Source organism: Planomonospora corallina (assembly GCF_042650625.1).
In the GTDB taxonomy this organism is placed as follows: Bacteria; Actinomycetota; Actinomycetes; order Streptosporangiales; family Streptosporangiaceae; genus Planomonospora_B; species Planomonospora_B corallina.
The window spans coordinates 73,047-95,127 of sequence record NZ_JBHSBM010000047.1 but is presented as its reverse complement, the minus strand read 5'-3'; the positions used below and the strand labels follow the sequence as shown (position 1 = coordinate 95,127).

Sequence of the window (22,081 nt, the reverse complement as noted above, 5' to 3'; positions counted from 1 at the left end):
GGAGACGGTACGGACGAGAACACCGAGCCCCCGCGCGGAGCCCGCGCCGGAGAAGCCGGAGACGGCCACGGCTGACGCGGGGTGGGAACCGTGAGCCTGGCCGCGCTGACGGCGCTGGCCGCACTCTTCGCGATCATCACGGGGGTCAACGACGGCGGCGCGCTGCTGGCGACCGGCCTCAAGATCCCCAGCATCCGGCCGGTGACCGGCGTGCTCATGATGATGACCGCGGTCGCGCTGGTCCCCCTGGTGACCCACCAGGTCGCCACGACCTTCGCCACCCGGCTGACCACCGCGGAGGGCGCCGAGGGGCAGGTCATCATGTCCGTCGCGGTCCTGTCCGCGCTGCTCGTCGTCGTGGTCCTGAGCAACAGGGGCCGGCCCACCAGCCTGACCCTCGCCATCGTCGGCGCCCTGACCGGGGCCGGACTGGGCCTGGGCGTGCCGGTCTCCACCGAGGCCGTGCTGTTCGTCCTGGCCACGGCGCTGGCGGCGCCGTTCGTCGGGGCGCTGCTCGCGGTCCCGGTCCGCCACCTGCTGGCACTCCTGGGCAACGCCCGCCTGCTGAGACGGTGGCACCGGGCCGGGTTCACCCTGCAGTGCCTGGCCTACGCGGCCAACGACGGCCAGAAGATGCTGGCCGTCTTCATGCTCGCCCAGGGCTTCTCCGGCGCGCCCCTGCCCACCTGCGTCGCGATGGCGGCGATGTTCGGGGCCGGCGCCGTGTACGGCCTGCCGCGCGCCGGCCGTACGCTCAGCCGGGAGATCATCGCCTCGCGGCCGCTGCACGGAGTGACCGCCGAACTGGCCAGCGGCACCGCCGTGATCGGCTGCGCGGCGCTCGGCGCCCCGGTGAGCATGACCCAGACCATCGCCGGCGCCCTGATCGGCGCGGGCATGGCCGAGAGCGCCGGCCGGGTGCGCTGGCACGCCGCCGTGAAGATCGTTCTAGCCTGGATGCTGACGCTGCCGGTGAGCGGCCTGCTCGCCGCGGCGGGGGCACTCGTCGCCAGAGGAGTGATCGCTTGAAACGCCTGCGCCGGGTCCGGAACATGATGACCGGTCACATGGACAGCGTGCTCACCGAGGCGCTGATCGGGCAGCTGGAGGCGACCAAGGAGGGCGCCTGGCTGGCCATCGCGATGATCGGCGGCGAGACCCGCAGGGTCGACGCGCACGAGAGGATGCGCGAGATCGAGCACCGGGGCGACACCCAGCGCGCCCGCCTGGTGGAGGAGCTGTCCGGCGCGCTGATCACCCCGATCGACCGCGAGGACATGTTCCGCCTGTCCCGCTCGATCGACGACATCCTCGACTCCCTGCGCGACTTCGTCCGCGAGTCCCACCTCTACCGGGTCCGGGAGCAGCGGCGGTTCGCCCCCATGCTGGACCAGGTGATCTCCGGCATCGAGGCCCTGGAGACCGCGGTCTACGACCTCGCCTCCCGTCCCTCCGCGGTCCCCAGGGACGCCCTGGAGGTCAAGAAGGTCAGCGGCATCCTCCAGCGCATGTACCAGTACGAGATCGCGCGGATCTTCTCCGGGGAGATCACTTCCGAGACCATGAAGGAGCGCGAGCTGGTCCGCCGGCTGGAGGTCGTCGCCGCCGCCATCGGCGAGGCCGCCGACGCCATCGCCGACGGCGCGATGAAACGCTGAAGGGCGGTCTTCCCCGTGAGCGACTCCCCGGTGGACGACCGGCCCGCGGCGCGGGTGGTCTGCGTGGACGGGCGGGGCGGGATCCTGCTGCTGCGCTGGCGGGACTCGGTGAGCGGGCAGGTCTTCTGGGAGCCGCCGGGCGGCGGGATCGACCCGGGTGAGACGCCCTTCGAGGCCGCCCGCAGGGAGCTGGCCGAGGAGACCGGCCTGCCCGCGCGCGCGGTGCTGGAGCGCTGGCTTCCGGTGCGCCGGGACTTCACCTGGCTCGGTGTGCGCTACGTCAAGACTGAGCGGTTCTACCTGGCCAGGTTCGCCGGCACGCCCCGGGTGCGGCCCGGCGCGCTCACCGCCGAGGAGCACGGCGCCTACCTGGGCTCCGGCTGGTTCCCGCCCGCGGAGCTGGCCGGGCTGACCGACCCCGTGCAGCCACCGGAGCTGGCGGAGGTCGTCTCCCGGCTCGTGCTGCTGGGCTGACCGCCCCGCCCCACGTACCCGGGCGCGCAGGATCGTGCGGGCCGTGTGGACGGTGCGGACCGTACGGCGTCGTGCGGGCCGTGGACGGTGCGGACCCGCGCGGCGTCACAGTCCCGAACTCAGGCCTCTGGTCGCCCGGCCCAGTACGGCGGCGCCGCCGGGCAGTCCGGCGAGGCCGAACAGCCGGTTGCGCAGGGCGATCCGCCAGGCCCGGCGCGGGACCATCCAGTGTGCGGCGGCGCGCCCGCTCCTCTGTTTGGCCAGCACGAACGGGCGCATCCGCCGCTCGTAGCGGTCCAGCGCCGCCCCGACGCCGGCGCCGAGCAGCTCGACCGCCAGCGTGTGGGCCCCGCCCATCGCCATCGACGAGCCCTGGCCGGCCATGAGCGAGACCGCGTGGGCGGCGTCGCCGAGCAGGGTGACCCGTCCCCGGGTCCAGCCCGGCATCCGGATCTGGGCGACGTCGTCGTAGTAGGGGTCCCGGGGGCAGTGGGCCAGTATCCGGTCCACCAGCGCGCCCATCCCCCGGTACCGGCGCAGGATCTCCGCCCGGGCGTCGGCGGGCGGGGCCGCCTGAGGAGCGGCGTGGACGAGGAACGCCGCCAGCCGCCCGTCCCGTACCGGGTACAGTCCCGCCTGCCGGCCCGGTACCCCAACCAGTACGGCCCTGCGGCCCGTCTCCGCCGCCAGGACGGCGTCCTCGAGCAGGTAGGAGGCGGTGTGGTAGCCCAGCGAGTGCAGATAGCGGCGCTCCGGGCCGAAGACCAGCCGCCGGACCTCGGAGTGCAGGCCGTCGGCGCCGACCAGCAGGTCGGCCCGGTGGGCGGTCCCGTCGGTCAGCTCGACGTCCACCCCTGCGGGGGCGTCCCGGACCGCGGCGATGCCGGTGCCGTACCGGATCTCGGTGCCGGGGTCCAGCGCCGAGCGCAGGATCGTCTCCAGGTCCCCGCGCATGACACTCAGCACCCGGCCGCCGAGCAGCGCCCGGGCGGTCGCGTAGCGCAGCCCGGCGCGCCGCCTGCCGTGCCCGTCGGCGTAGACGAGCTCGTCGATGCCGGCCGCGACGGCGTGCAGCTCGGGGAGGACGCCCATCCGCTCGGCCACGTCGTAGCCCGCGCCGAAGAAATCGATCATGTATCCACCGCTGCGCGGCCCGGGCGCCTTCTCCAGGAGGACCACCTCGGCTCCGGCGCGCCGGAGCCACCACGCCAGGGTGAGACCGGCGATCCCGGCCCCGCAGACCGTGACCCTCATCGCGGTCCTCCTTCCCGGATGAACAGACCGTCCCGGTAGACGCTCATCACCTCTTCGGCCCACCGCGCCGCCCCCTCGGCCGAGAGGGGGTCGGCGCCGAGGACGCCGGTGAGCTGCTCCCGCAGGAGCAGCAGCATCAGGTCGCCCGCCACGACGAAGGCCGCCCGGACCTCCGGGTCGCGCCCCGGCGCCAGGACCCCGCGTGCGGCGAGCGCCTCCAGCGTCGCCCGGCCCGCCTCCAGCCACCGGCGGAACACCCGGTCACCGGCGGGGTCGCCGGACAGCAGCAGACGGCGCAGGTAGGCCGGCACGGGCGAGCCGGGTGGGAGCTCCCGCAGCAGCGCCTCCGCGAAGGAGGCCCCGTCGGCCGTGTCGAGCCCGCCCGCCGCCGCCCTGGCGAACAGCCCGTCGAAGACCGCGGCCACGTGCTCGTCCACCGCGGCGCGGAGCGCCTCCTTGGAACCGAAGTGGTGGATCACGAGGCCGGGTGAGACTCCGGCGGCCGCGGCGATCCGCCGGACGGTCACCGAGTCCGGGCCGTGGGCGGCGAACAGCTCCAGCGCCCGGTCCCGGATGACCGCCCTGGCGGTCCGGTCCTCATCCATTGAACGCATGTTCAGTATGCTAAACACTTGTTCAGTTCAGAGCAAGCTCTCAGCCGAAGGGCTACGGAGTCACGGGTGGCCGACCAGAGGAGAAAACATCACCTGGAAGGAGAAGAAGTCATCCAGAGGGAGAAAGATCTCTACCGGAGGGAGAGCGGGTACGGCCCCCTCAGACCGGGATCGTAGGGGAAGTTCCCCCCAGGGGGAAAGGAGCGCACTCCGGGAGAGGTTTTCTCCCCCGCTCCGCAGGTGGGGTCATCGCGCCCCGGCAGGTGACCGTCCGCCGACATGGCGAAGGCGCCCGTCCGGTGCGGGGCACGAGAGGCCCCGGACGGGCGCCCGGAGTGTTCCAGCCGATCTGCTGCGCTTCTTCACCCCTGGTGGGTGGCGCTGGCGGCACCACTCAGCCTGATGACGCCAGGCTTGTGCACGATGACCTTCCTCATCGCACCCCCTTGGAATCGCTGCGGAGAACAAGCATTTCAGGATTTCCGCGGACCGCAACGGGGAACGGCGGATCCGTGCCGCATCGGCATCACTGCGGCAGTGCGGACATCACACCCGTCAGATCCTTCTCGCCGTACAGCACGACGCAGCCGCCGCGCTCCTCCCTGCGGATCTCACGCCAGCCGTACTTGCGGTAGAGCTCGATCGCGGCGGGCTGGTTCAGGGTGGTGTCCCCGCGCAGCCGCGTGTAGCCCAGCTCGACCGCCCGCCCCTCCAGGGCCGCGACCATCCGGGCGCCGTACCCCCGCCGCTGGTGCTCCGGGTGGACCCGCAGGCGGCACATCTCGGCGGTCTCGTCGTCGACGCGGCGGAGCCCGCCCATCGAGACGACACGGCCGCCGGCCTCGCCCACCAGGAACTCCCCCCGGTCGGCGAGGTAGACCTCGTTGATCTTCGGGAAGTCGTCGTCGTACCAGACGCCGTCTCCCGGCGCGAGACCGACCTGGGCGAGGCAGATCTGGTGCAGCGCGCAGACCGCCTCGAGGTCGGACCAGCGGTAGCGCCTGATCCTGAAACGGTTCATGGACCCACCGGTGATTCCACCTTGGCCAGCGACGCGGTGCGCAGCACCTCCTGGTAGGTCTGGAGCCCGGCGTGGTCCGGCGCCTTGGCCGCGATGGCCTTGGCGACCTCGTTGGCGCGCTGCAGGACGATGTCCGTCCGGCAGCCCTCGCCGAGCCCCTGGATGGTGGCCGTGGCGATCGACACCGCCTCCTCGACGTCGCCCTCCATCAGCTTGCACCTGGCCCGGTCGAGCCTGATCAGCGTGGGGTCGAGCCAGTCGGACGGGCCGTACTTGGTGAGGGCCTGCTCCAGGATGAGGTCGGCCTCCATCGCCTGCCCCAGCCGGACCAGGGCGTCGCCCTGGTGGAAGTAGAGCTGGCGCTCGGTGTAGCCGAAGGCCGCGTCCTCCTTCTGCTCCGCGGTCATCTGGGAGAACGCCGCCCGGGCCCGGGAGAGCGCCTTCTTGGCCTGGTCGACCACGTCCTTCTTCCCCGCTCCGGAGAGCATCGCCAGCGCCCGGGCCTCGACGACCGGCGCCATGGCCTGGGCCGCGCACGGGGTCTGGCCCGCCAGGTCACCGCTCTTCTTGGCGAGGTTGAGCGCCTCGCGCGGGTCCCCGTAGTAGAGCGGGACCAGAGACTCGCGGGCCGTGACCCATGCCCGCAGCGCGCGGTCACCGGTCTCGTCCGCCGCCATCCTGCCCGTCCTGAAGAAGGAGCGGGCCATCCGGTGGTCGCCCAGATTGATCATGATCATGCCGCTGAGGCCGGCCAGCTGGGCCGCCATCCGGCAGAGCCGCTCCTGCAGGTCGACCGGCTGCCGCCGCTCCATCGCCTTGCGCACGGCGCTGAACTCCAGCAGCACGTCGCAGAGCAGGCGCAGGGGCGGCGTGTTCATGTACTGCCGGCCGAAGCCGACGGCGGCCTCCTCCCACTGGTCGAGCATCGCGGGTGAGACGGTCGCCGACACCAGAGTGTTGTCCATCCTCCGGCGTATGTTCTCCACCGATCCCAGCACCTGCCCGTCCAAGGCGACACTGCCGCCGGCCAGCAGGCCCAGAAGCGTTCTCCGCAGCACGTTCTCGTCCTCCTCGCCCCCGTCCACCGAGAGATCGCCGTCGACCTGCGGGGCCGACAGCTCACGCGGACCTGGGGAAGTATCGGGTTTCTCATCTTGGAGATCGCCTCGGACGACGCCGGACATCTTGTGGCCGTGGCCGCAGATGCACGGGCCCTCATATCCGAGAGCGACCGGTTCCACCCGGTAGACGGAACAGAGGTAGTGGAGATATTCGGGACCGGGCCGTTTCAGCCCGCTCTCGTAGGCGGACAGAAGCGTCTCCCCGATGCCTGGCGCCGGCTTCCCGTCGCGCTCGAACAGCGCCCGAACCTGTTCGATCACGTCGGCGAGCGCGATGCCGTGCGCGAGACGGTGTCCCTTGATCCGCGTGGTCCCGAACTGCGGACCGCACTTCTCGTGGATCTCCTCGGCGATCTGCGCCGAGCCCCGTCCCGTGGCCAGGCCTCGAGCCCGGATCCGCCGTGCCAGCTCTGTCTCTCTGTGCTGCCTGCCGGACATACCGGCCCCTCTCTCGTGACCAGCTGGGCGGGCTGGCGCACTCAACATGTCCTGACCGGTCCTCTCCCATTGACTCAGCGTGACGGCGTTGTCGCGCTGTGCCTACAGAGAATGATGGACCACCTTTGGCTCATCCGGAACCGACGTATAGAGCCGTTGGCTAAGGATCGTCTCCCCCCGGAATGCTTCTTTCAACCTACTTGGGAGAACCCCCACCCTGATCTTGGGTTTCGTGGCGTTGACCCTCGCGCCACTGTGAGACATCTTTGGCCAACCAGCACTGATTCGCCTGGCACGCGAACGTCGTTCGGTGCAGCCGGGTCATGGAGGAGGGGACTGAGGTGCAGGGAGACGACTTCGGGCACCTGGAGCGATTGGTGTCAGAACTGGACGCCCGCGGGCTGCACGCCCGGGTGGTGCGGAGCCGGACGGGCCGCGTGTTCGTCCGCGTGATCAACCCGAACGCGACCAGCCTGGCGGAGAACGTCACCTGCCGCGCCCAGACCACGGCCAGCCGTCCGGACTGGTACTACTGCTGGTCCTGGGGCGAGAGGATGCACACGGCGGACGACCCCGCCGGTGCCGCGACCAAGGTCGCACGCGTGCTCGCCGCGGTGGGAGAGTGACCACCGCGGTGGGCGGGCGCGGAGCGCAGCCGTGCCCGCCCACCGCGCCCGCCGCGGCCCGGCCGGGCCGGCGGGGTGACCGGTGCGGAGCGTCCTCGGACGCTGGTCACTCCGCCGGCCTCGGACTTCCGAGCCACCGCCCGGGTCCCCGGGCGGTGATCGGGGAGATCCCTCCCGCGTAGCGGAACGGGACACGCTTCCGGGTGCGTGCCCCGTTCCGTGCCGTACGTCACCGGAGCGTCCGGATCCGCCCCCCGCGGCCCCGGACCGGGCGCCCCCGTCTTCCCCGGCGATGTGACGGCGGCCGGTCGGATCGGCGATATTGGGATGTCGTTGACTTCCCCGTTACCGATCCGACCGATCCGGGAGGGATCCTCTCCGTGTTCCCGCAGACCCCTGCGCCCACCCCACTGCCGACGGCGACACCGACGCCGGCGGTGACACCCACCCCGGCGGTGACGCCCACGCCCACCCCGACGGTGACGCCCACGCCGACGCCGAGTCCCTCCCTGGACCCGACCGCCCTGATGGACCCGGCGACCGTCCTCAACGGGTTCAGCGGAGTCTGCACCGGCAAGAACGGCGAGGGCGACGTGGTCTGCGAGTTGCTGGCCTCCGTGCTGCCCGCCGAGAAATGGGCGCCCGTGATCGCCGGACTGATCACCATCGCGGTGATAATCGTCGTCGCGATGGTCCTGCGCAACATCGCCCACCGGCTCATCACCCGGGTGGTACGGCGCGCGTCCGCGGGCGGCGCATCGATCGCCGGGCGGCTGCGGGGCGGCAGGCAGACGGTGCAGCCGGAGGGGCTCGACGCCGTCGCCGCCGAGCGGCGCAGGCAGCGGGCCGAGACGATCGGCTCGGTGCTGCGGCCCGTCGCCACCATCGTCATCCTCGGCACCGCGGCCCTGACCGTCCTGGAACGCCTCTCCGTGCCGATCGCCCCCCTGCTGGCCAGCGTCAGCATCATCGGCGTGGCCCTCGGCTTCGGCGCCCAGGAGCTCGTCAAGGACTTCATCGCCGGCATGTTCATGCTCCTGGAGGACCAGTACGGCGTGGGCGACGTGATCGACGCGGGACCCGCCACCGGCACCGTCGAGGCCGTCACCCTGCGCATCACCCGCCTGCGCGACGCCGACGGACGGGTCTGGTACATCCGCAACGGCACCATCACCCGCGTCGGGAACGAGTCGCAGGGCTGGTCCCGCGCCACGGTGGACGTCCCGGTCGCCTACACCTCCGAGGTGCCGGCCGTGCGCGAACTGCTCGGCCAGGTGGCCGAGGAGATCTGGAACGACCCGGCCTTCCGCGACACCGTCATCGTCGAGGAGCCGCAGGTCTGGGGGATCGAGCAGATCTCCGACACGGCCGTCGTCTTCCGGATCAGCGCCAAGACGATCCCGTCCCGCCAGGCGGAGGTGGCCAGGGAGATCCGCCTCCGGGTGAAGAGCGCCCTGGACCGGGCCGAGATCACGATCGCCGGCTGACCCGGCCTCCCCGCGCCCGCCTGCCGGCCCGCGACCGCCACCGGCCCGCACGGTCCCATTCAGACCGGCAGGCGGTTCTCCCGGCCCGGAGCCGGTTCCCGCCGTGCGCGCCCGGAGCGGCCCTCCACCGCCCCGGGCGGGTGCGGGCCGGGTGCGGGCGGCCCCGGGCGGACGCACGCCCCGCCGCGGACCCTTTAGTCTGTGACCGTGTCAGGTACCACCGAGGAATCCCAGTCCTTCTTCGACGCGGTCGGCGGAGAGGAGACCTTCCGCCGCCTGGTCCACCGCTTCTACGAAGGTGTCGTCGACGACCCCCTGCTCTGGCCGATGTACCCCGCCGAGGACCTGGCGGGAGCCGAGGAGCGGCTGAGCCTGTTCCTGATGCAGTACTGGGGCGGGCCGAACACCTACAGCCAGCGGCGCGGCCACCCCCGGCTGCGCATGCGGCACAGCCCGTTCGTCATCGGCGCCGCCGAGCGGGACGCCTGGCTCCGGCACATGCACGAGGCCCTGCTCTCCCTCCAGCTCCCGCAGGAGTCGGCGGACCGCCTCTGGGACTACCTCGTCTACGCCGCGCACAGCATGGTCAACGCGCCCGACGCATGAACACCGCCGCACCGGGGCAGCCCATCTCCATGGAGATCCCCTGGTGGCGTGATGCCGTGGTGTACGAGATCTACGTCCGCAGCTTCGCCGACGCCTCGGGCGACGGCGTCGGCGACCTGGAGGGCGCCCGGCGGCGCCTGCCGTACCTCGCCGAGCTCGGGGTGGACGCGATCTGGCTGACCCCCTTCTACCCCTCCCCCATGGCGGACGGCGGCTACGACGTGGCCGACTACCGGGACGTGGACCCGCTCTTCGGCACCCTGGCCGACTTCGACGCGCTGGTCGCCGACGCCCACGCCCTCGGCCTGCGGGTGCTCGTGGACGTCGTGCCCAACCACAGCTCCTCGGCCCATCCGTGGTTCCAGGCGGCGCTGCGGGGCGAGGGGCGCGACCGCTACATCTTCGGGGACGGCGGCGACGCCCCGCCCAACAACTGGCAGTCGACCTTCAGCGGCCCGGCCTGGACGCGGCTGCCCGACGGGCAGTGGTACCTGCACCTGTTCGACTCCTCCCAGCCCGACTTCAACTGGCGCAACCCCGAGGTGCACGCCGAGTTCCTCGACGTCCTGCGCTTCTGGCTGGACCGGGGCGTGGACGGCTTCCGGATCGACGTGGCGATGGGCCTGTACAAGGCCGAGGGCCTGCCCGACCTGCCGCCCGACGACCAGTCGTTCAAGGCCGCCTCGCCCATCTGGGGGCGCCCGGAGGTCCACGAGGTCTACCGGCAGTGGCGCAAGCTGCTCGACTCCTATCCGGGCGAGCGGATCGCCGTCGGGGAGGTGTGGACCGACTCCGCCGAGGACCTCGCCCTCTACACCCGCCCGGACGAGCTCCACCAGAGCTTCAACTTCGCCTGGCTGGAGGCACCCTGGTCGGCCACGGCGTTCCGCAAGGTCATCGACGAGACCCTGGCCACCGGCGAGGCCCACACCTGGGTGCTCTCCAACCACGACGTGGTCCGGCACGTCACCCGCTACGGCGAGGGGCTGCCGCACTCCACCACCGGCCTCGCCCGGGCCCGCGCCGCGCTGCTGACCATGCTCGCCCTCCCCGGCTCGGCCTACCTCTACCAGGGGGAGGAGCTCGGGCTGCCGGAGGTGACGGACATCCCCGCCGAGGCCCGGCAGGACCCGATCTTCATCCGCTCGCAGGGCAGCCTCCCCGGCCGGGACGGCTGCCGGGTCCCCCTGCCCTGGTCGGGCACCGTCGCGCCGTACGGCTTCTCGCCCGAGGGCGTCACCCCGTGGCTCCCCCAGCCGGCCGACTGGGTCGCGCTGACCGCCGAGCGCCAGGCGAGCGACCCCGGATCGACGCTCGCCTTCTACCGGCAGGCCCTGCGGACCCGGCGGGCGCTGCGCGGCTCGCTCCCCGACCGCGTCGACTGGGTGGAGTCCCCCGCCGACGCTCTCGTCCTGCGGCGCGGCTCGCTGACGTGCGCGGTCAACTGCGGCACGGAGGCCGTTCCCCTCCCGCCGCACGAGCGGGTCCTGCTCGGCAGCGCCCCGGTGGACGGGCACCTGCTCCCGCCGGACACGGCCGTCTGGCTGCACACTCCCTGAAGCCGCCGGGAGGGTCGCAGGCCCCGGTCAGTTCGCGGACGTGACGTGCCTGACCAGGGTCTCGGCCTCCTCCGGGCCCAGCCCGATGCCGAAGACCTCCTCCAGTACGGCGTGCAGCTCCCCGGGCTTCAGCTCGTTCCCGTCGAGTTCGAGGCCCTGCAGCCGGTGGCGCTCGCCGGGGGTCGTCCGCTGGACGATCACGTGCCGGACGAACGGGGAGGCGGGGGCGGTGGAGGTGTAGTGGTTGGACACCTCGAAGTCCACGGGGTGGTGCACCTCCAGCCGGAAGGCGTACAGCTCGGCCCAGCCGTCCGGCCTGAGGGTGCTCAGCACCCACTCGTCGCCGGCCCTGCCGAGCCGCCAGCTCCACGGCCCCACCTGGGAGACCGCGCCGTCGGCGAACGGCAGCGGCTCCAGCAGCCCCTCCCCGCCGAACCCGACGTCGACCAGATGACGCGTGCCGCCGGCCTCGGCCAGCAGCATGGCGTGGGTGCGCGGCCGCCTGCGCTCGCCGAGCGGCCCGACCCTGGCCAGCAGCCGGGTCACCCGGTATCCGAGCCGCTCCAGCACCGCCGCGAAGAGCAGGTTGTGCTCGTAGCAGTAGCCTCCGCGCCGGCTCTCCACCAGCTTCGCCTGGATGCTGCCGATGTCGAGCCGTACACCCCGGTCCAGGAGCACGTCGAGGTTCTCGAAGGGGATCGCCGTCACATGGGCGCGGTGCAGCTCGCGCAGGCTCTCCACGGTGGGGGCGGCGGGGACCGGGCGGCCGATCCGCCGGAGGTAGGCGTCCAGGTCGAGGAGCCCGGCCCCCCACTCGGAGGCGGGGGTGTCAGAGGCGGGGGTGTTGTCCGTCATGCCCCCATCATGGTCGCCCGGGCGATCCCGTCGCGACCCGGTGTCCGGGTCCTACCGGCCCTCGACGAGGAACCGGCGCAGATAGGCGACCTCGTCCTCGCTCAGCCTGCGGGCGGCCGCCTTCGCCACGTCGTAGGCGACCATGACCGAGCGGGCCTGGACGAAGACCTGCTCGTCGTCGCGGACCTCGTAGCCGAGCGTGAAGCGCACCGGGCGGATCTCGCTGACCCAGATCTCCACCTGGACCGGGTCCGGCCGGAACATCAGGGGCCTGCGGTAGTCGATCTCGTGGCGTGCGACGACGAGCCCCTGGAACGGGGCGGCGATGCCCTCCCGGTGGGGGGTGAGGTGGAACAGCCCGATCCGGGCGTCCTCGAGGTAGTCGAAGAAACGCACGTTGTTGACGTGGCCCAGCACGTCGATGTCGGCGAACCTGACGGGCCGGGGGAAGACGTACCGCCGGCCGCGGTCGGTCTCGCTGGTGGTCTGTCCGAGCACACCGAGAACCGTAGCGCTCCCCGGGCCGCCGCCCTGCGGCGGGGTCCGGGGAGCGTGTGCGGAGCGGTTCAGTCGCGGGTGAGCTTGCGGTAGGTCACCCGGTGCGGGCGGGCGGCCTCGGCGCCCAGCCGCTCGATCTTGTTCTTCTCGTAGTCGGCGAAATTGCCCTCGAACCAGAACCAGTTCGAGCCCTCTTCCCAGGCCAGGATGTGGGTCGCGATGCGGTCGAGGAACCACCGGTCGTGCGAGGTGATGACCGCGCAGCCGGGAAAGTCGAGCAGCGCGTTCTCCAGGCTGGAGAGCGTCTCGGTGTCGAGGTCGTTGGTGGGCTCGTCGAGCAGGAGGACGTTGCCGCCCTGCTTGAGGGTGAGCGCGAGGTTGAGGCGGTTGCGCTCGCCGCCGGAGAGCACCCCGGCCTTCTTCTGCTGGTCCGGGCCTTTGAAGCCGAACGCCGCGATGTAGGCGCGGGACGGCATCTCGACGTTGCCGACCTTGATGTGGTCGAGGCCGTCGGAGACGACCTCCCAGACGTTCTTGCCCGGGTCGATGCCGCCCCGGCTCTGGTCGGCGTAGGAGATCTTGACCGTCTCGCCGACGACGATCTCTCCGCTGTCCGGCGTCTCGCCACCGGTGATCATCCGGAAGAGCGTGGTCTTGCCGACGCCGTTCGGGCCGATCACGCCGACGATGCCGTTGCGCGGCAGGTCGAAGGAGAGGTCGTCCATCAGCAGCCGGTCGCCGAAGCCCTTGGTGAGCTTCTCGGCGCGGATGACCGTGGTGCCCAGGCGGGGGCCCGGCGGGATCTGGATCTCCTCGAAGTCCAGCTTGCGGTGCTTGTCCGCCTCGGCCGCCATCTCCTCGTAGCGCTGCAGACGGGCCTTGCTCTTGGCCTGGCGGGCCTTGGGGTTGGAGCGCACCCACTGCAGCTCCTCCTCCAGGCGCTTGCGGCGCTTGGCGTCCTTCTGGCCCTCGACCTTCAGCCGGGAGGCCTTGGACTCCAGGTAGGTGGAGTAGTTGCCCTCGTAGGGGTAGCAGCGGCCGCGGTCGAGCTCCAGGATCCAGGTCGCCACGTTGTCCAGGAAGTAGCGGTCGTGGGTGACGGCCAGGACGGTCCCGGGGTACTTCTCCAGGTGCGACTCCAGCCAGTTGACGCTCTCGGCGTCCAGGTGGTTGGTGGGCTCGTCGAGCAGGAGCAGGTCGGGCTGCTCCAGCAGGAGCTTGCAGAGCGCGACCCGGCGGCGCTCGCCACCGGAGAGCTTGCTGACGTCGGCGTCCGGCGGCGGGCAGCGGAGCGCGTCCATCGCCTGCTCGAGCTGGCTGTCGAGGTCCCAGCCGTTGCGGTGGTCCAGGGCGTCCTGGAGCTTGCCCATCTCCGCGAGCAGCTCGTCGCTGTAGTCGGTGGCCATCAGCTCGGCGATCTCGTTGAATCGGTCGAGCATGGCCTTGGTCTCGGCGACGCCCTCCTCGACGTTGCCGAGCACGGTCTTGGATTCGTTGAGCGGGGGCTCCTGCTGGAGCATGCCGACGGTGAAGCCGGGCATGAGCCGGGCCTCGCCGTTGGACGGCTGCTCCAGGCCTGCCATCATCCGCAGCAGCGTCGACTTACCGGTGCCGTTGGGGCCCAGGACACCGATCTTCGCGCCCGGCAGGAACGACAGCGTCACGTCGTCGAGGACAACCTTGTCGCCATGCGCCTTGCGCACGCGCTGCAGTGTGTAGATGTACTCCGGCATGCCTTCTAGCTTAGGGCCTGCGGACCTCAGCTAGGGGCGGCCTCCTGCCCGGACGGCGGAGCGGTGGGGGGAACGGAGGCGGCCGGGAGGTAGACCCGGTCCCGGCCGAGCTCCTTGGCGTGGTAGAGGGCCAGGTCGGCCACGGCGAGCAGTTCGATCAGGTCGTTGCCGTGCACGGTCATGACCGCGATGCCGGCGGAGATCGTCACACTGATCATCTCACCGTCGACCGGGATCGCCATCCGCCCGATGCGGGAGCGCAGCCGCTCGGCGACCCGCCGGGCCTCGGTCACGTCGGCTCCGGGGAGCAGGACGACGAACTCCTCCCCGCCGAATCGGCCCACGACGTCGTAGTCGCGGAGCTGGCTGCGGAGCGTCGAGGCCACCCCGACGAGGACCTGGTCGCCGATCAGGTGACCGTAGGTGTCGTTGACCCGCTTGAAGTGGTCGATGTCGATGATCAGGAGTGCGAGGGGGTCGCCGGTGCGGCGGGCCCTGACGATCTCGGTGTCCGCCTCGCGCTGCCAGGCTGCGGCGTTGAGCAGGCCGGTCTTCGCGTCGGTGCGGGCCGCCGCCTGGAGTTGCGCGTGCAGCAGGCTCCGCTGGAGCAGCACCACCGGCGGCAGCGCCAGCACCAGCAGCGCCAGGCTGATCCCGCAGGTGATGGCCACGATGACGCCGAGGCAGAGCTCGACCACGTCGAGCGTCAGGCTCTCCCGGTCCCAGAGCACCTCGCGCCAGCCGCTGTCGGGGTTGGCCATGTGGGCGGCGACCGCGATCAGAGCGGTGTTGAGGACGGTGAACAGCACGGCGGCGCCGATCGCGACGGCGATCGGCCACGCCCGGCCGGTGCTCAGCTCGGCCGGGTCGCCGACGCCCAGATGGAACAGCGCCGAGGCCGCGCACCCGGAGAGCCCGATCGCGGCCGAACTGAACACCCTCCGGTAGACGACCGTCTCCCGCACCCGCTTCTGCAGCAGGATCTGGAGCGGGATCGGGGCCAGCAGCGCGTAGACCGGGGGCAGGAGCAGCGCGACGGGCAGCCACCAGGCGGAGAGCAGGTCGCGGGCGACGCCCGCGGGCATGCCGAGCCTGCGGGTCGCCTCGATGCAGACCGCCCCGCACGCCATCAGGGCGGCGAAGGCCAGCGTGTCGGACCAGCGGAAGACGCTGGCCGTGGCGGAGAATGCGATCGCGGCCACAGCCAGCGCCACGACCCCGCAGAGGTAGACGACCAGCGGGCGGCGCTGCCCCAGCAGGGGCCACCGACCGGCCAAGGTCGTCACGCCGTCGCGCGGCTTGACCGAGGTATGACTGGGCGCCACCATGCAGTCCCCCTCTTTGGCTAACGATGTGTAACACAATAATTGCGGAGTGTGCGCCGCGCGACGGGAACCGCTACCTTTGACGGAGCGAGCTGACATATCGGGTGGCTCGCGACGGATATCGCTCTCTCCGCTACCGGACCATGTGGGAAAGGAGCAGCCATGCTGCGGGGCGTGACCTGGACCTGACAGGTGCCTCGGCGTCCCTGACAGGTGCCTCGGCGTCTGAGACGAACCACGACCATCGGCCGTCTCCCCGGTTCCCCTCCCGCTCGCGGGTGAGGCACCGACCGCGTCCGGCCGGTGCCCCCTCTCCCCACCCCGCGACCCGTGTCCGGGACCTCCGGTGACGCGTGTCCGGGTCGGCTCAGGGGCGGTGCCCCGCCGTCAGGCCGCCATCCGCATCCCGGCCCGCCATGACCTGCCGCCCTTCGTCCCCGGGGCGGGCGTCCCGACGTCCTCTCCCTCGAGGTCCGCCGTCCCGTCCCCGCCCTCGGCGGCCCCGGCGTCCTCGATGCCCCCGATGCTCTCGGCGGCCCCGGTGCCCGCCTGGGCGGCGTCGCTCTCCGCACCGCCCCGCACGGTGCCCGCCGCGGTCGCCTCCGCGGAGGCCGCACCCCCCAGCGACCAGTCGAGCGTCTCGCGGTCGAGCTCGCTGCGCTCCTCCTCGCCCAGCAGCGGAGCGCTCCCGGCCCGCTGCGGTTTGCTGAAGCTCCCCAGCCCCCAGCGGAGGTCGTGCCCGAGCGCGCCCGCCTCCACCTCCGCCATGAACCGGCGCTCCCCCTCGTGGACGAACTCCCGGATGCGCAGCCTCCCCTGGACGACGACCGGCTGCCCCACCCGGACCGACTGGGCGACGTTGTCGGCGAGCCCCCGAAAGCACCGCACCCCGAAGTAGGTCGTCTCCCCGTTGCGCCACTGCTGGTTCTCGCGGTCGAAGTAACGGCCGGTCGACGCCACCTTGAGCGAGGTGACCCGCGACCCGTCGGGGAAGGTGTGCTGGCGCGGCGGGGCCGCCACGTTCCCGGTCAGCGTGACGTAGATGTCGTTCATCGTGCCTCCCATGAGAGCGGGCGGGCTGCCCGCGGTGTGAGAGACACAGTGGCCCGCGCCGCCTCCGGCGGGAGTCAGCGAACCCTGCTCTGTGGACGGCCGGGCGGCTTCCCGGCGGCCTGTGGACGGCCGCCGGAGGAGCCGGGAAGGGACAGGCCGCCTCCGGCCGTCCCGGGCGGAAGTCCCCGTCAGCCCCGCACGGCGCGCAGCGCCGCGTAGAACTCGTTGCAGCGGGCCAGCTCGCGCTCCACCGGCTCGATCACCATGCTCTCCGCCACCGCCGTGACCCTGCGGCGCATCTCGCGCTCCAGCCGCTCACGCTCGGCCGCCGCGCCCAGCACGACGATGTTGCGGCTGGCCACCGCCGTGAGCAGGCCCAGCCCGAGCACCGAGAGCATCATCAGCCCGACCCAGGGCAGCGAGGCCGCGTCCCCGAAGGCCTCCAGGCCGCCGGGGATCTCGCCCACCTCGAACACCCCGTACAGCAGGGCCGTGCCGACCCAGGCGACACCCGCGACGAAGAGCACGACCAGCAGGTACTGCCAGACTCGCAGCAGCCGCCACGAGGCCGGGACCCGGTCCAGGCGGGGCGCGACCTCCGTCAGCTCCTCGGACAGCACCTGCGGCAGCTGGGCCGAGCGGGAGCGCGCGGCGTCCCGCACCGCCTCCCGCCAGGACTCGTGCATGCCCGCGGTGAGCCCGTCGGACAGGGCCTGGACCGCGTTGTCCACCTCCGCCGGCTGCGCGCTCACCGAACCGCCGGTCAGACCGCGGATCTCGTCCTTGAGGTCGTTCAGGCGCAGGCTGGCGAGCGGGTCGGGGCGGAGCCTGGCGGCCCAGCGGGCGTACGGCCAGCCGACCCACTCGGCCGACCGCACGCCGTACACGTTCTCCATCGCCTCGCCGACGGCCGGGACGCCGACCGCGTCGCAGAGCGCGTCGGTCAGGCCGATCCTGCGGGCGTCGTCGACGGAGACGGCGCCCGGCGGGACCTCCTCGGGCGGCATGGCCTCCGTCAGGCGCCCGACCAGCCGCTCGAGGTCGGCCTCCAGCCGCTGGATGGCCGCCCGGCGCCTGGCCACGGTGTCGGCGAGCACGGCCCGCAGGTCGCCGACGCCCCGGCCGGTGGTCGCGGACGTCGGCACGATGACGGGGCTCTCGACACCCTCGCGGCGGAGCAGGTCTCCCAGGTCCGCGACGCACTCGGAGAGCTCCTCGGGGCTCAGCCGGTCGGCCTGGTTGAGCACGAAGACCGTCACCGCGTCGTGCCCGGCCAGCTCGGTCACGTAGCGGCGGTGGGTGGAGGCGTCGGCGTACTTCTGCGGGTCGAGCACCCAGACCACGAGATCGGCGACCTGGATCAGCCGGTCGGCCTCGTGGTCGGTGAGCGCCCGGATGGAGTCGTGGTCCGGCAGGTCGAGCAGGATCAGCCCGTGCAGCCCGCTCTCCCCCTTGTCGAGCGCGCTGGCCCGGGCGAAGCGGTGCCGCCACTGGATCTGCAGCCAGTCGAGCAGCGGCCCGGCGCCGTCCAGGCCCCAGACGCAGGCGTGGGTGCGCGCCGTGGTGGGGCGGCGTACGCCGGTGGGCGACAGCTCCAGGCCGGAGACCGCGTTGAACAGCGAGGACTTGCCGCTGCCCGTGCCTCCGGCGAGGGCGACCACCGTGTGCTCGGAGGAGAGCTTGAGACGGTCGCCTGCGCGCAGCAGCAGCTGGCCCGCCTCCGTGAGGGTCTTCGGATCGATCCGGCCCGATCCCAGCTCCACGATCCGGGCCACCGCGGCGAGACGGCCGCCGAGACCCTGCCGGGCCGGGGTCGTGCCGATGGTGCTGCTCATCGTCGCTCAGTGCTCCTCGTTCGACGCGCGGCCCGCGGCGCCGGCGGGACGGCGTCCCGGGCCGGGCCGTCCACCGTTCCTGGCGCGGGCACGGCGCTCCCTGCGCCCGCCACGCGGGGCTCGCTCCTCATCGGGCGACCTCAAGGTTGTACATGGCCTGGTAGAGGCGGGTGGCCGCGGACTCGTCGGGGACGCCGGCCCCGTCGAGGACCTGCGTGTAGCGCGAGATCTCGTCGTCGAACAGCGCCCCGATCCGGGCACGCAGGTCGCTGCGGGCCTTGGCGCTGATGTTGCGCAGGGACTCCGCGCCGAGCAGCGCGTGCAGCAGCCGCTGCGGCAGCGCGCTCTTGCCCGCGACCTCGACCTCGGCGGTGCCGTAGCCGAACAGGCCGATCGCGAAGATCATCGCCAGGGACTCGGCGTCGAACGAGACCAGCCTGGCCACCGACCGCTTGGTCACGCCCTCGGTGCGGATCAGCTCGACGAGGTGCTCCTGCCAGGCCGCCACGGTACGGCCGGCCCGGCGCGCGAACTCCTCGGAGGGGCGGCCGAGGCCCGGGGAGGCGGCCAGGGCCTGGCCCGCGGCGGAGCGGTGCCGCCAGCGCGAGACGGTCTCCTCCGCGGCGCGCTGGGCCGCGGAGACGACGACCGACTCCAGTCCGGTCCTGAGCGCGGCCTTCAGGGCGCTGAGCCGCTCGGGCCCCTGGTGGCTCGCCTTCCCGGCGAACCTGCCGGGCCTGCGCAGGCGCAGGGTGCGCATCAGGTCGCCCGAGCCGGTGAAATCCTGCCACCTGGCCATGACCTCGCCGCGCAGCAGCGAGCCGTTCCTGGTGGCCTCGTCGAGCTCGGCCAGCGCTCCGCCGTACGCGGCGTCCAGGTCGCCGCGGAGCTCGGTCCGCACGGCCAGCTGGGCCTCCAGCTGCTTGATCAGGGCGGGGACCCGGTTCCGGAAGCTGTCGAGCACCCCGGTCATGGTCTCCCGTACGGCCTGCACCCGCCGCCGCTCGTCCACCGAGAACTCGGTCAGCCAGAGCCTGAGCTCGGTGACCTCGTGGTCGGGGAGCATCCCGCCGACGGCCTTGCTCTCGTTGATGACGAAGCGGTCGACCTGGCCGAGGCCGTACTCGGTGAGCATGCGCACGAAGTGCTTCGCGACCACCTCGCGCGACCTGGGCGGGACCCGGGAGAGCACGATCGCCAGCCGGGCGCCGCGCTCCTTGGCCAGCCGGAGGAGCTTCCAGGCCGGGGCGTCGGCGTAGCGGGCGGCGGTGGTGACGAAGATCCACAGGTCGGCCGCGTCGAGCATGCGGTGGGCGATCTCGTGGTGCGTCTCCACGACCGAGTCGATGTCGGGGGTGTCGAGCAACGCCACGCCCGGGGGCAGGCGCTCGGTGGAGACCAGCACGATCCCGTCCGTCCCGGTCCCGGGGTCGGCGGCGTCCCGTCGTTCCAGGGCGCCGAGCGGGCCGCCCTCGGCGAACCACCCGTGGTCGTCGGGGTGGCAGGCGAGGACCGGGACGCCGGTGGTCGGCCGCCGGACGCCGGTGGCGCTGACGTCGGCGCCCGCCAGGGTGTTGAGGAGGGTCGACTTGCCCGCCCCGGTCGATCCCGCGATGACGATGAGCGCCGGCGCGGTGCTGACGCCGATCCGGGGGATCACGTAGTCGTCGAGCTGCGTCAGGAGCTCGTCCCTGGCCCGCCTGGCCTCCTCCGCTCCGGGCAGGTCGAGACCGAAGGCGAGGTCGGTGACGCTCTCCCGAAGCGCCGCCAGTGCGCCGGTCAGCGCCTCGGAGGCCTCCGGGGGCAGCTCCGCCTCCCGGGTCCGCTCCCCCGGCGCGGCCGCCCCGTTCCGGGAGACGGCGCCCGCCTCGTCTCCCTGCGGCTGTCCGCCCTCTCCTCGCTCCTCGGACTCCTCGCCGTCCGCGAGCCCGCCGTCCGCGGCGACGACCGGGACGTCCTCTCCGTCCTCTCCGTCCTCTTCGCTCTCCGCGGCCGCGGGGTCGTCCCCGCCCGCGCCGTCCACGTCTCCGGCCGCGGCACCGTCCGCCGTGGCCCATGAAAGACCGGGACCGTCCTCTGAGGCGTCCGTCCCAGGGAGTTCCCCGCCGGCGTCCGCCACGGCCGCCGGCTCTGCGGAGGCCTCGTCCTCCGAGGGCCCGGCCTCGGAGTTCTCACCCCCCGGGGCCTCACCCCCGGGGCTCTTGCTCTCATCCCCCGAGGCCTCGGCCCCGGTGCTCTCGTCCCCGGCGCCGGCCGGCTCCCCGTCGTCCCCGTCGTCCTCGGCGTCCCCGTCGTCCTCGGCGGAGTCCTCGGTGGAGTCCTCGGCGGAGCCGCTCCCGGCCCCCTGCTCGGGCGCGACGGCGGCGCCGGCCGTCTCGTCGGCGTCGAGGCCGATGGCCTGGAAGGTCAGCGTCCGCTCGCCGGGGGACTCGGCGTCCTCCGGGGCCCCGGCCGCCTCACCGCCGGCGTCGTCGCGCCGGTGAACGTCCTCGGGCGAGGACGTGGGCTTGTTGGCAGCCGATTTCACGGAACCCGCTCCGCTCGAACCATCTCGACCTCCTGGCCGACTTTCACGACGTCGCCGACGATCACGATCGCCGGTGGCCGGACCCCCGCCGCGGTCACGCGCTCCGCGACGGTGGACAGCGTGGCTCGGAGAGCTCGCTGGGTGGGAAGAGTACCGTCCTGTACCACCATTACGGGAGTTTCCGGCGAACGTCCTTCCCGGACGAGCGTCTCGGCGATCGCCTCGATCCGTTCGACGGCCATCATGAGGATCAGGGTTCCGGCCGACCTGGCCAGGCTCGGCCAGTCGACCGTGGACCTGGCGTCGCCGGGCGGGACGTGCACCGAGACCACGTGGAACTCCTGGCTGACCCCCCGGTGCGTGACCGGTACGCCCGCCGCGGCGGGCACCGCGACCGGGCTCGTGATGCCCGGGACGACGGTGACCGGGATGCCGGCGCGGGCGCAGGCGAGCATCTCCTCGCCTCCCCGGCCGAAGACGAACGGGTCTCCGCCCTTGAGGCGGACGACGAACTTGCCCTGCCTGGCGTGCTCCACCAGCAGCTCGTTGATCTTATCCTGGGCCAGGTAGCGCCCGTAGGGGATCTTCGCCGCGTCGATCAGCTCGACGTCCGGCGGGAGCTCGTCGAGCAGGGCCTGCGGGGCCAGCCGGTCGGCCACCACCACGTCGGCCTGGGAGAGCAACTGCCGTCCGCGGACCGTGATCAGGCCGGGGTCGCCGGGCCCTCCGCCGACCAGCGCGACGCCGACCGGCTTGGTACGGCTGCGCCGGGCGTCGACCGTGCCGTCGCGGAGCGCCTCCACCACGGCATCCCTGATCCCCGCGGCCCTCCTGGGGTCTCCGCCCGCGGTGACGGCCACGCCGATCTCACCGACCCGCCCGCTCGCGGGGGTCCAGGCGGCGGAGGCGTCCTTGTCGTCGGCGCGCACGCACCAGACGCGCTTGGCCTCGGCCTCGGCGGCCACCGCGGCGTTCACCGCAGGGTCGTCGGTGCAGGCCTGCACCAGCCAGGCCCCGTCCAGGTCGCCCACCTGGTACGGCCGGGCCTCCCAGGTCACGCGGCCGGCCGCGATGAGCTCGTCGAGGGCGTGGGTGACGCTCGTCGAGACGATGGTGACGAGAGCACCGGCGTCCAGCAGGGCCGGAACCCGCCGCTGGGCGACACGGCCTCCGCCCACGACGAGAACCCGCCGCCCGGAAAGACGCAGACCGAGCAGATAGGGCGACATGGCGACAGATCTCCCGTTTACGACGAATGGTGAAGCAGCGTGCGTTAGGAGGTAAACCTACCGGCTCTCGGTGCGTCGTTTGCTTCCAGCTTGTTAACAACGTTGACCTGCTCCCCGCCCCGAAAGAGACGGTAGGCGCGCCGTTGCTCCAGCGCGGCGGCCGTCCCC

19 protein-coding genes are annotated in these 22,081 nt (G+C 72.6%); 7 read left to right on the top strand and 12 right to left on the bottom strand.

What is annotated here, in order from left to right:
- Window positions 1-90 precede the first annotated feature (90 nt).
- Genes ACFOWE_RS29885 through ACFOWE_RS29875 form a run of 3 tightly spaced genes read left to right on the top strand, consistent with a single transcriptional unit; the run spans window position 91 to window position 2,132 of the window.
- A complete protein-coding gene (locus ACFOWE_RS29885) occupies window positions 91-1,029 on the top strand; it encodes an inorganic phosphate transporter (protein WP_377293719.1) in 939 nt (312 codons plus the stop codon).
- Window positions 1,026-1,658, top strand: a complete 633-nt coding sequence (locus ACFOWE_RS29880) for a DUF47 domain-containing protein (RefSeq protein WP_377293717.1) — start codon at window positions 1,026-1,028, stop codon at window positions 1,656-1,658. Before ACFOWE_RS29885 ends, ACFOWE_RS29880 begins: the two co-directional genes overlap by 4 nt.
- Before the next feature lie 15 nt (window positions 1,659-1,673).
- On the top strand, window positions 1,674-2,132 hold the full coding sequence (locus ACFOWE_RS29875; protein WP_377293715.1) for an NUDIX hydrolase: 459 nt from the start codon (window positions 1,674-1,676) through the stop codon (window positions 2,130-2,132).
- A gap of 105 nt (window positions 2,133-2,237) precedes the next feature.
- On the opposite strand, the gene ACFOWE_RS29870 is transcribed toward ACFOWE_RS29875, so the two are convergent.
- The 4 genes from ACFOWE_RS29870 to ACFOWE_RS29855 form a co-directional block, all read right to left on the bottom strand.
- Complete coding sequence (locus ACFOWE_RS29870; RefSeq protein ID WP_377293713.1) at window positions 2,238-3,386, bottom strand: FAD-dependent oxidoreductase; 1,149 nt, start codon at window positions 3,384-3,386, stop codon at window positions 2,238-2,240.
- Entirely contained in the window at window positions 3,383-4,000 is a 618-nt protein-coding gene (locus ACFOWE_RS29865) for a TetR/AcrR family transcriptional regulator (RefSeq protein ID WP_377293711.1), read from the bottom strand. The genes ACFOWE_RS29870 and ACFOWE_RS29865 overlap by 4 nt, the downstream gene beginning before the upstream one ends.
- 526 nt (window positions 4,001-4,526) lie before the next feature.
- On the bottom strand, window positions 4,527-5,021 hold the full coding sequence (locus tag ACFOWE_RS29860) for a GNAT family N-acetyltransferase (protein ID WP_377293709.1): 495 nt from the start codon (window positions 5,019-5,021) through the stop codon (window positions 4,527-4,529).
- Window positions 5,018-6,580 carry an XRE family transcriptional regulator gene (locus ACFOWE_RS29855; RefSeq protein WP_377293707.1) on the bottom strand — a complete coding sequence of 521 codons (1,563 nt, stop codon included), beginning with the start codon at window positions 6,578-6,580 and terminating at the stop codon, window positions 5,018-5,020. Before ACFOWE_RS29855 ends, ACFOWE_RS29860 begins: the two co-directional genes overlap by 4 nt.
- A gap of 341 nt (window positions 6,581-6,921) precedes the next feature.
- On the opposite strand from ACFOWE_RS29855, the gene ACFOWE_RS29850 reads away from it, so the two are divergent.
- The 4 genes from ACFOWE_RS29850 (at window position 6,922) to ACFOWE_RS29835 (ending at window position 10,858) form a co-directional block, all read left to right on the top strand.
- Window positions 6,922-7,206 (top strand): hypothetical protein, encoded by a 285-nt coding sequence (locus tag ACFOWE_RS29850; protein WP_377293705.1) that lies wholly within the window; start codon window positions 6,922-6,924, stop codon window positions 7,204-7,206.
- Window positions 7,207-7,643: 437 nt separating this feature from the next.
- Window positions 7,644-8,693, top strand: coding sequence for a mechanosensitive ion channel family protein (locus tag ACFOWE_RS29845; RefSeq protein WP_377293703.1), 1,050 nt, complete (start codon window positions 7,644-7,646; stop codon window positions 8,691-8,693).
- A gap of 207 nt (window positions 8,694-8,900) precedes the next feature.
- Window positions 8,901-9,299, top strand: a complete 399-nt coding sequence (locus ACFOWE_RS29840; protein ID WP_377293701.1) for a globin — start codon at window positions 8,901-8,903, stop codon at window positions 9,297-9,299.
- The gene (locus ACFOWE_RS29835) at window positions 9,296-10,858 is read left to right on the top strand and encodes a glycoside hydrolase family 13 protein (protein ID WP_377293699.1); all 1,563 of its coding nucleotides are present in this window, start codon (window positions 9,296-9,298) and stop codon (window positions 10,856-10,858) included. Before ACFOWE_RS29840 ends, ACFOWE_RS29835 begins: the two co-directional genes overlap by 4 nt.
- A 27-nt stretch (window positions 10,859-10,885) precedes the next feature.
- Here ACFOWE_RS29835 and ACFOWE_RS29830 read toward each other — a convergent pair whose 3' ends face one another.
- From ACFOWE_RS29830 to cobA, 8 genes are all read right to left on the bottom strand, one after another.
- The gene (locus tag ACFOWE_RS29830) at window positions 10,886-11,713 is read right to left on the bottom strand and encodes an arylamine N-acetyltransferase family protein (protein ID WP_377293698.1); all 828 of its coding nucleotides are present in this window, start codon (window positions 11,711-11,713) and stop codon (window positions 10,886-10,888) included.
- A gap of 51 nt (window positions 11,714-11,764) precedes the next feature.
- Entirely contained in the window at window positions 11,765-12,211 is a 447-nt protein-coding gene (locus ACFOWE_RS29825) for an acyl-CoA thioesterase (protein ID WP_377293696.1), read from the bottom strand.
- Between the two features lie 68 nt (window positions 12,212-12,279).
- Window positions 12,280-13,944: an energy-dependent translational throttle protein EttA gene (gene ettA / locus ACFOWE_RS29820; RefSeq protein WP_377293694.1), complete on the bottom strand. Its 1,665-nt coding sequence runs from the start codon at window positions 13,942-13,944 to the stop codon at window positions 12,280-12,282.
- Between the two features lie 26 nt (window positions 13,945-13,970).
- Window positions 13,971-15,272 carry a GGDEF domain-containing protein gene (locus ACFOWE_RS29815; protein WP_377293692.1) on the bottom strand — a complete coding sequence of 434 codons (1,302 nt, stop codon included), beginning with the start codon at window positions 15,270-15,272 and terminating at the stop codon, window positions 13,971-13,973.
- A 384-nt stretch (window positions 15,273-15,656) separates the two neighbouring features.
- Entirely contained in the window at window positions 15,657-16,322 is a 666-nt protein-coding gene (locus ACFOWE_RS29810; protein ID WP_377293690.1) for a single-stranded DNA-binding protein, read from the bottom strand.
- A gap of 188 nt (window positions 16,323-16,510) precedes the next feature.
- Entirely contained in the window at window positions 16,511-18,157 is a 1,647-nt protein-coding gene (locus tag ACFOWE_RS29805; RefSeq protein ID WP_377293688.1) for a YfjP family GTPase, read from the bottom strand.
- Window positions 18,158-18,284: 127 nt separating this feature from the next.
- Complete coding sequence (locus tag ACFOWE_RS29800) at window positions 18,285-20,684, bottom strand: GTPase (RefSeq protein WP_377293686.1); 2,400 nt, start codon at window positions 20,682-20,684, stop codon at window positions 18,285-18,287.
- A complete protein-coding gene (gene cobA / locus ACFOWE_RS29795) occupies window positions 20,681-21,913 on the bottom strand; it encodes a uroporphyrinogen-III C-methyltransferase (protein WP_377293684.1) in 1,233 nt (410 codons plus the stop codon). Before cobA ends, ACFOWE_RS29800 begins: the two co-directional genes overlap by 4 nt.
- Window positions 21,914-22,081 lie beyond the last annotated feature (168 nt).

What these genes read in the sequence shown, in the direction of transcription:
- ACFOWE_RS29870 (WP_377293713.1), bottom strand. Translation starts at nt 3,386, where the DNA reads ATGAGGGTCACGGTCTGCGGGGCCGGGATCGCCGGTCTCACCCTGGCG.
- ACFOWE_RS29865 (WP_377293711.1), bottom strand. Translation starts at nt 4,000, where the DNA reads ATGCGTTCAATGGATGAGGACCGGACCGCCAGGGCGGTCATCCGGGAC.
- ACFOWE_RS29860 (WP_377293709.1), bottom strand. Translation starts at nt 5,021, where the DNA reads ATGAACCGTTTCAGGATCAGGCGCTACCGCTGGTCCGACCTCGAGGCG.
- ACFOWE_RS29855 (WP_377293707.1), bottom strand. Translation starts at nt 6,580, where the DNA reads ATGTCCGGCAGGCAGCACAGAGAGACAGAGCTGGCACGGCGGATCCGG.
- ACFOWE_RS29835 (WP_377293699.1), top strand. Translation starts at nt 9,296, where the DNA reads ATGAACACCGCCGCACCGGGGCAGCCCATCTCCATGGAGATCCCCTGG.
- ACFOWE_RS29830 (WP_377293698.1), bottom strand. Translation starts at nt 11,713, where the DNA reads ATGACGGACAACACCCCCGCCTCTGACACCCCCGCCTCCGAGTGGGGG.
- ettA (WP_377293694.1), bottom strand. Translation starts at nt 13,944, where the DNA reads ATGCCGGAGTACATCTACACACTGCAGCGCGTGCGCAAGGCGCATGGC.
- ACFOWE_RS29815 (WP_377293692.1), bottom strand. Translation starts at nt 15,272, where the DNA reads ATGGTGGCGCCCAGTCATACCTCGGTCAAGCCGCGCGACGGCGTGACG.
- ACFOWE_RS29810 (WP_377293690.1), bottom strand. Translation starts at nt 16,322, where the DNA reads ATGAACGACATCTACGTCACGCTGACCGGGAACGTGGCGGCCCCGCCG.
- ACFOWE_RS29805 (WP_377293688.1), bottom strand. Translation starts at nt 18,157, where the DNA reads ATGAGCAGCACCATCGGCACGACCCCGGCCCGGCAGGGTCTCGGCGGC.
- cobA (WP_377293684.1), bottom strand. Translation starts at nt 21,913, where the DNA reads ATGTCGCCCTATCTGCTCGGTCTGCGTCTTTCCGGGCGGCGGGTTCTC.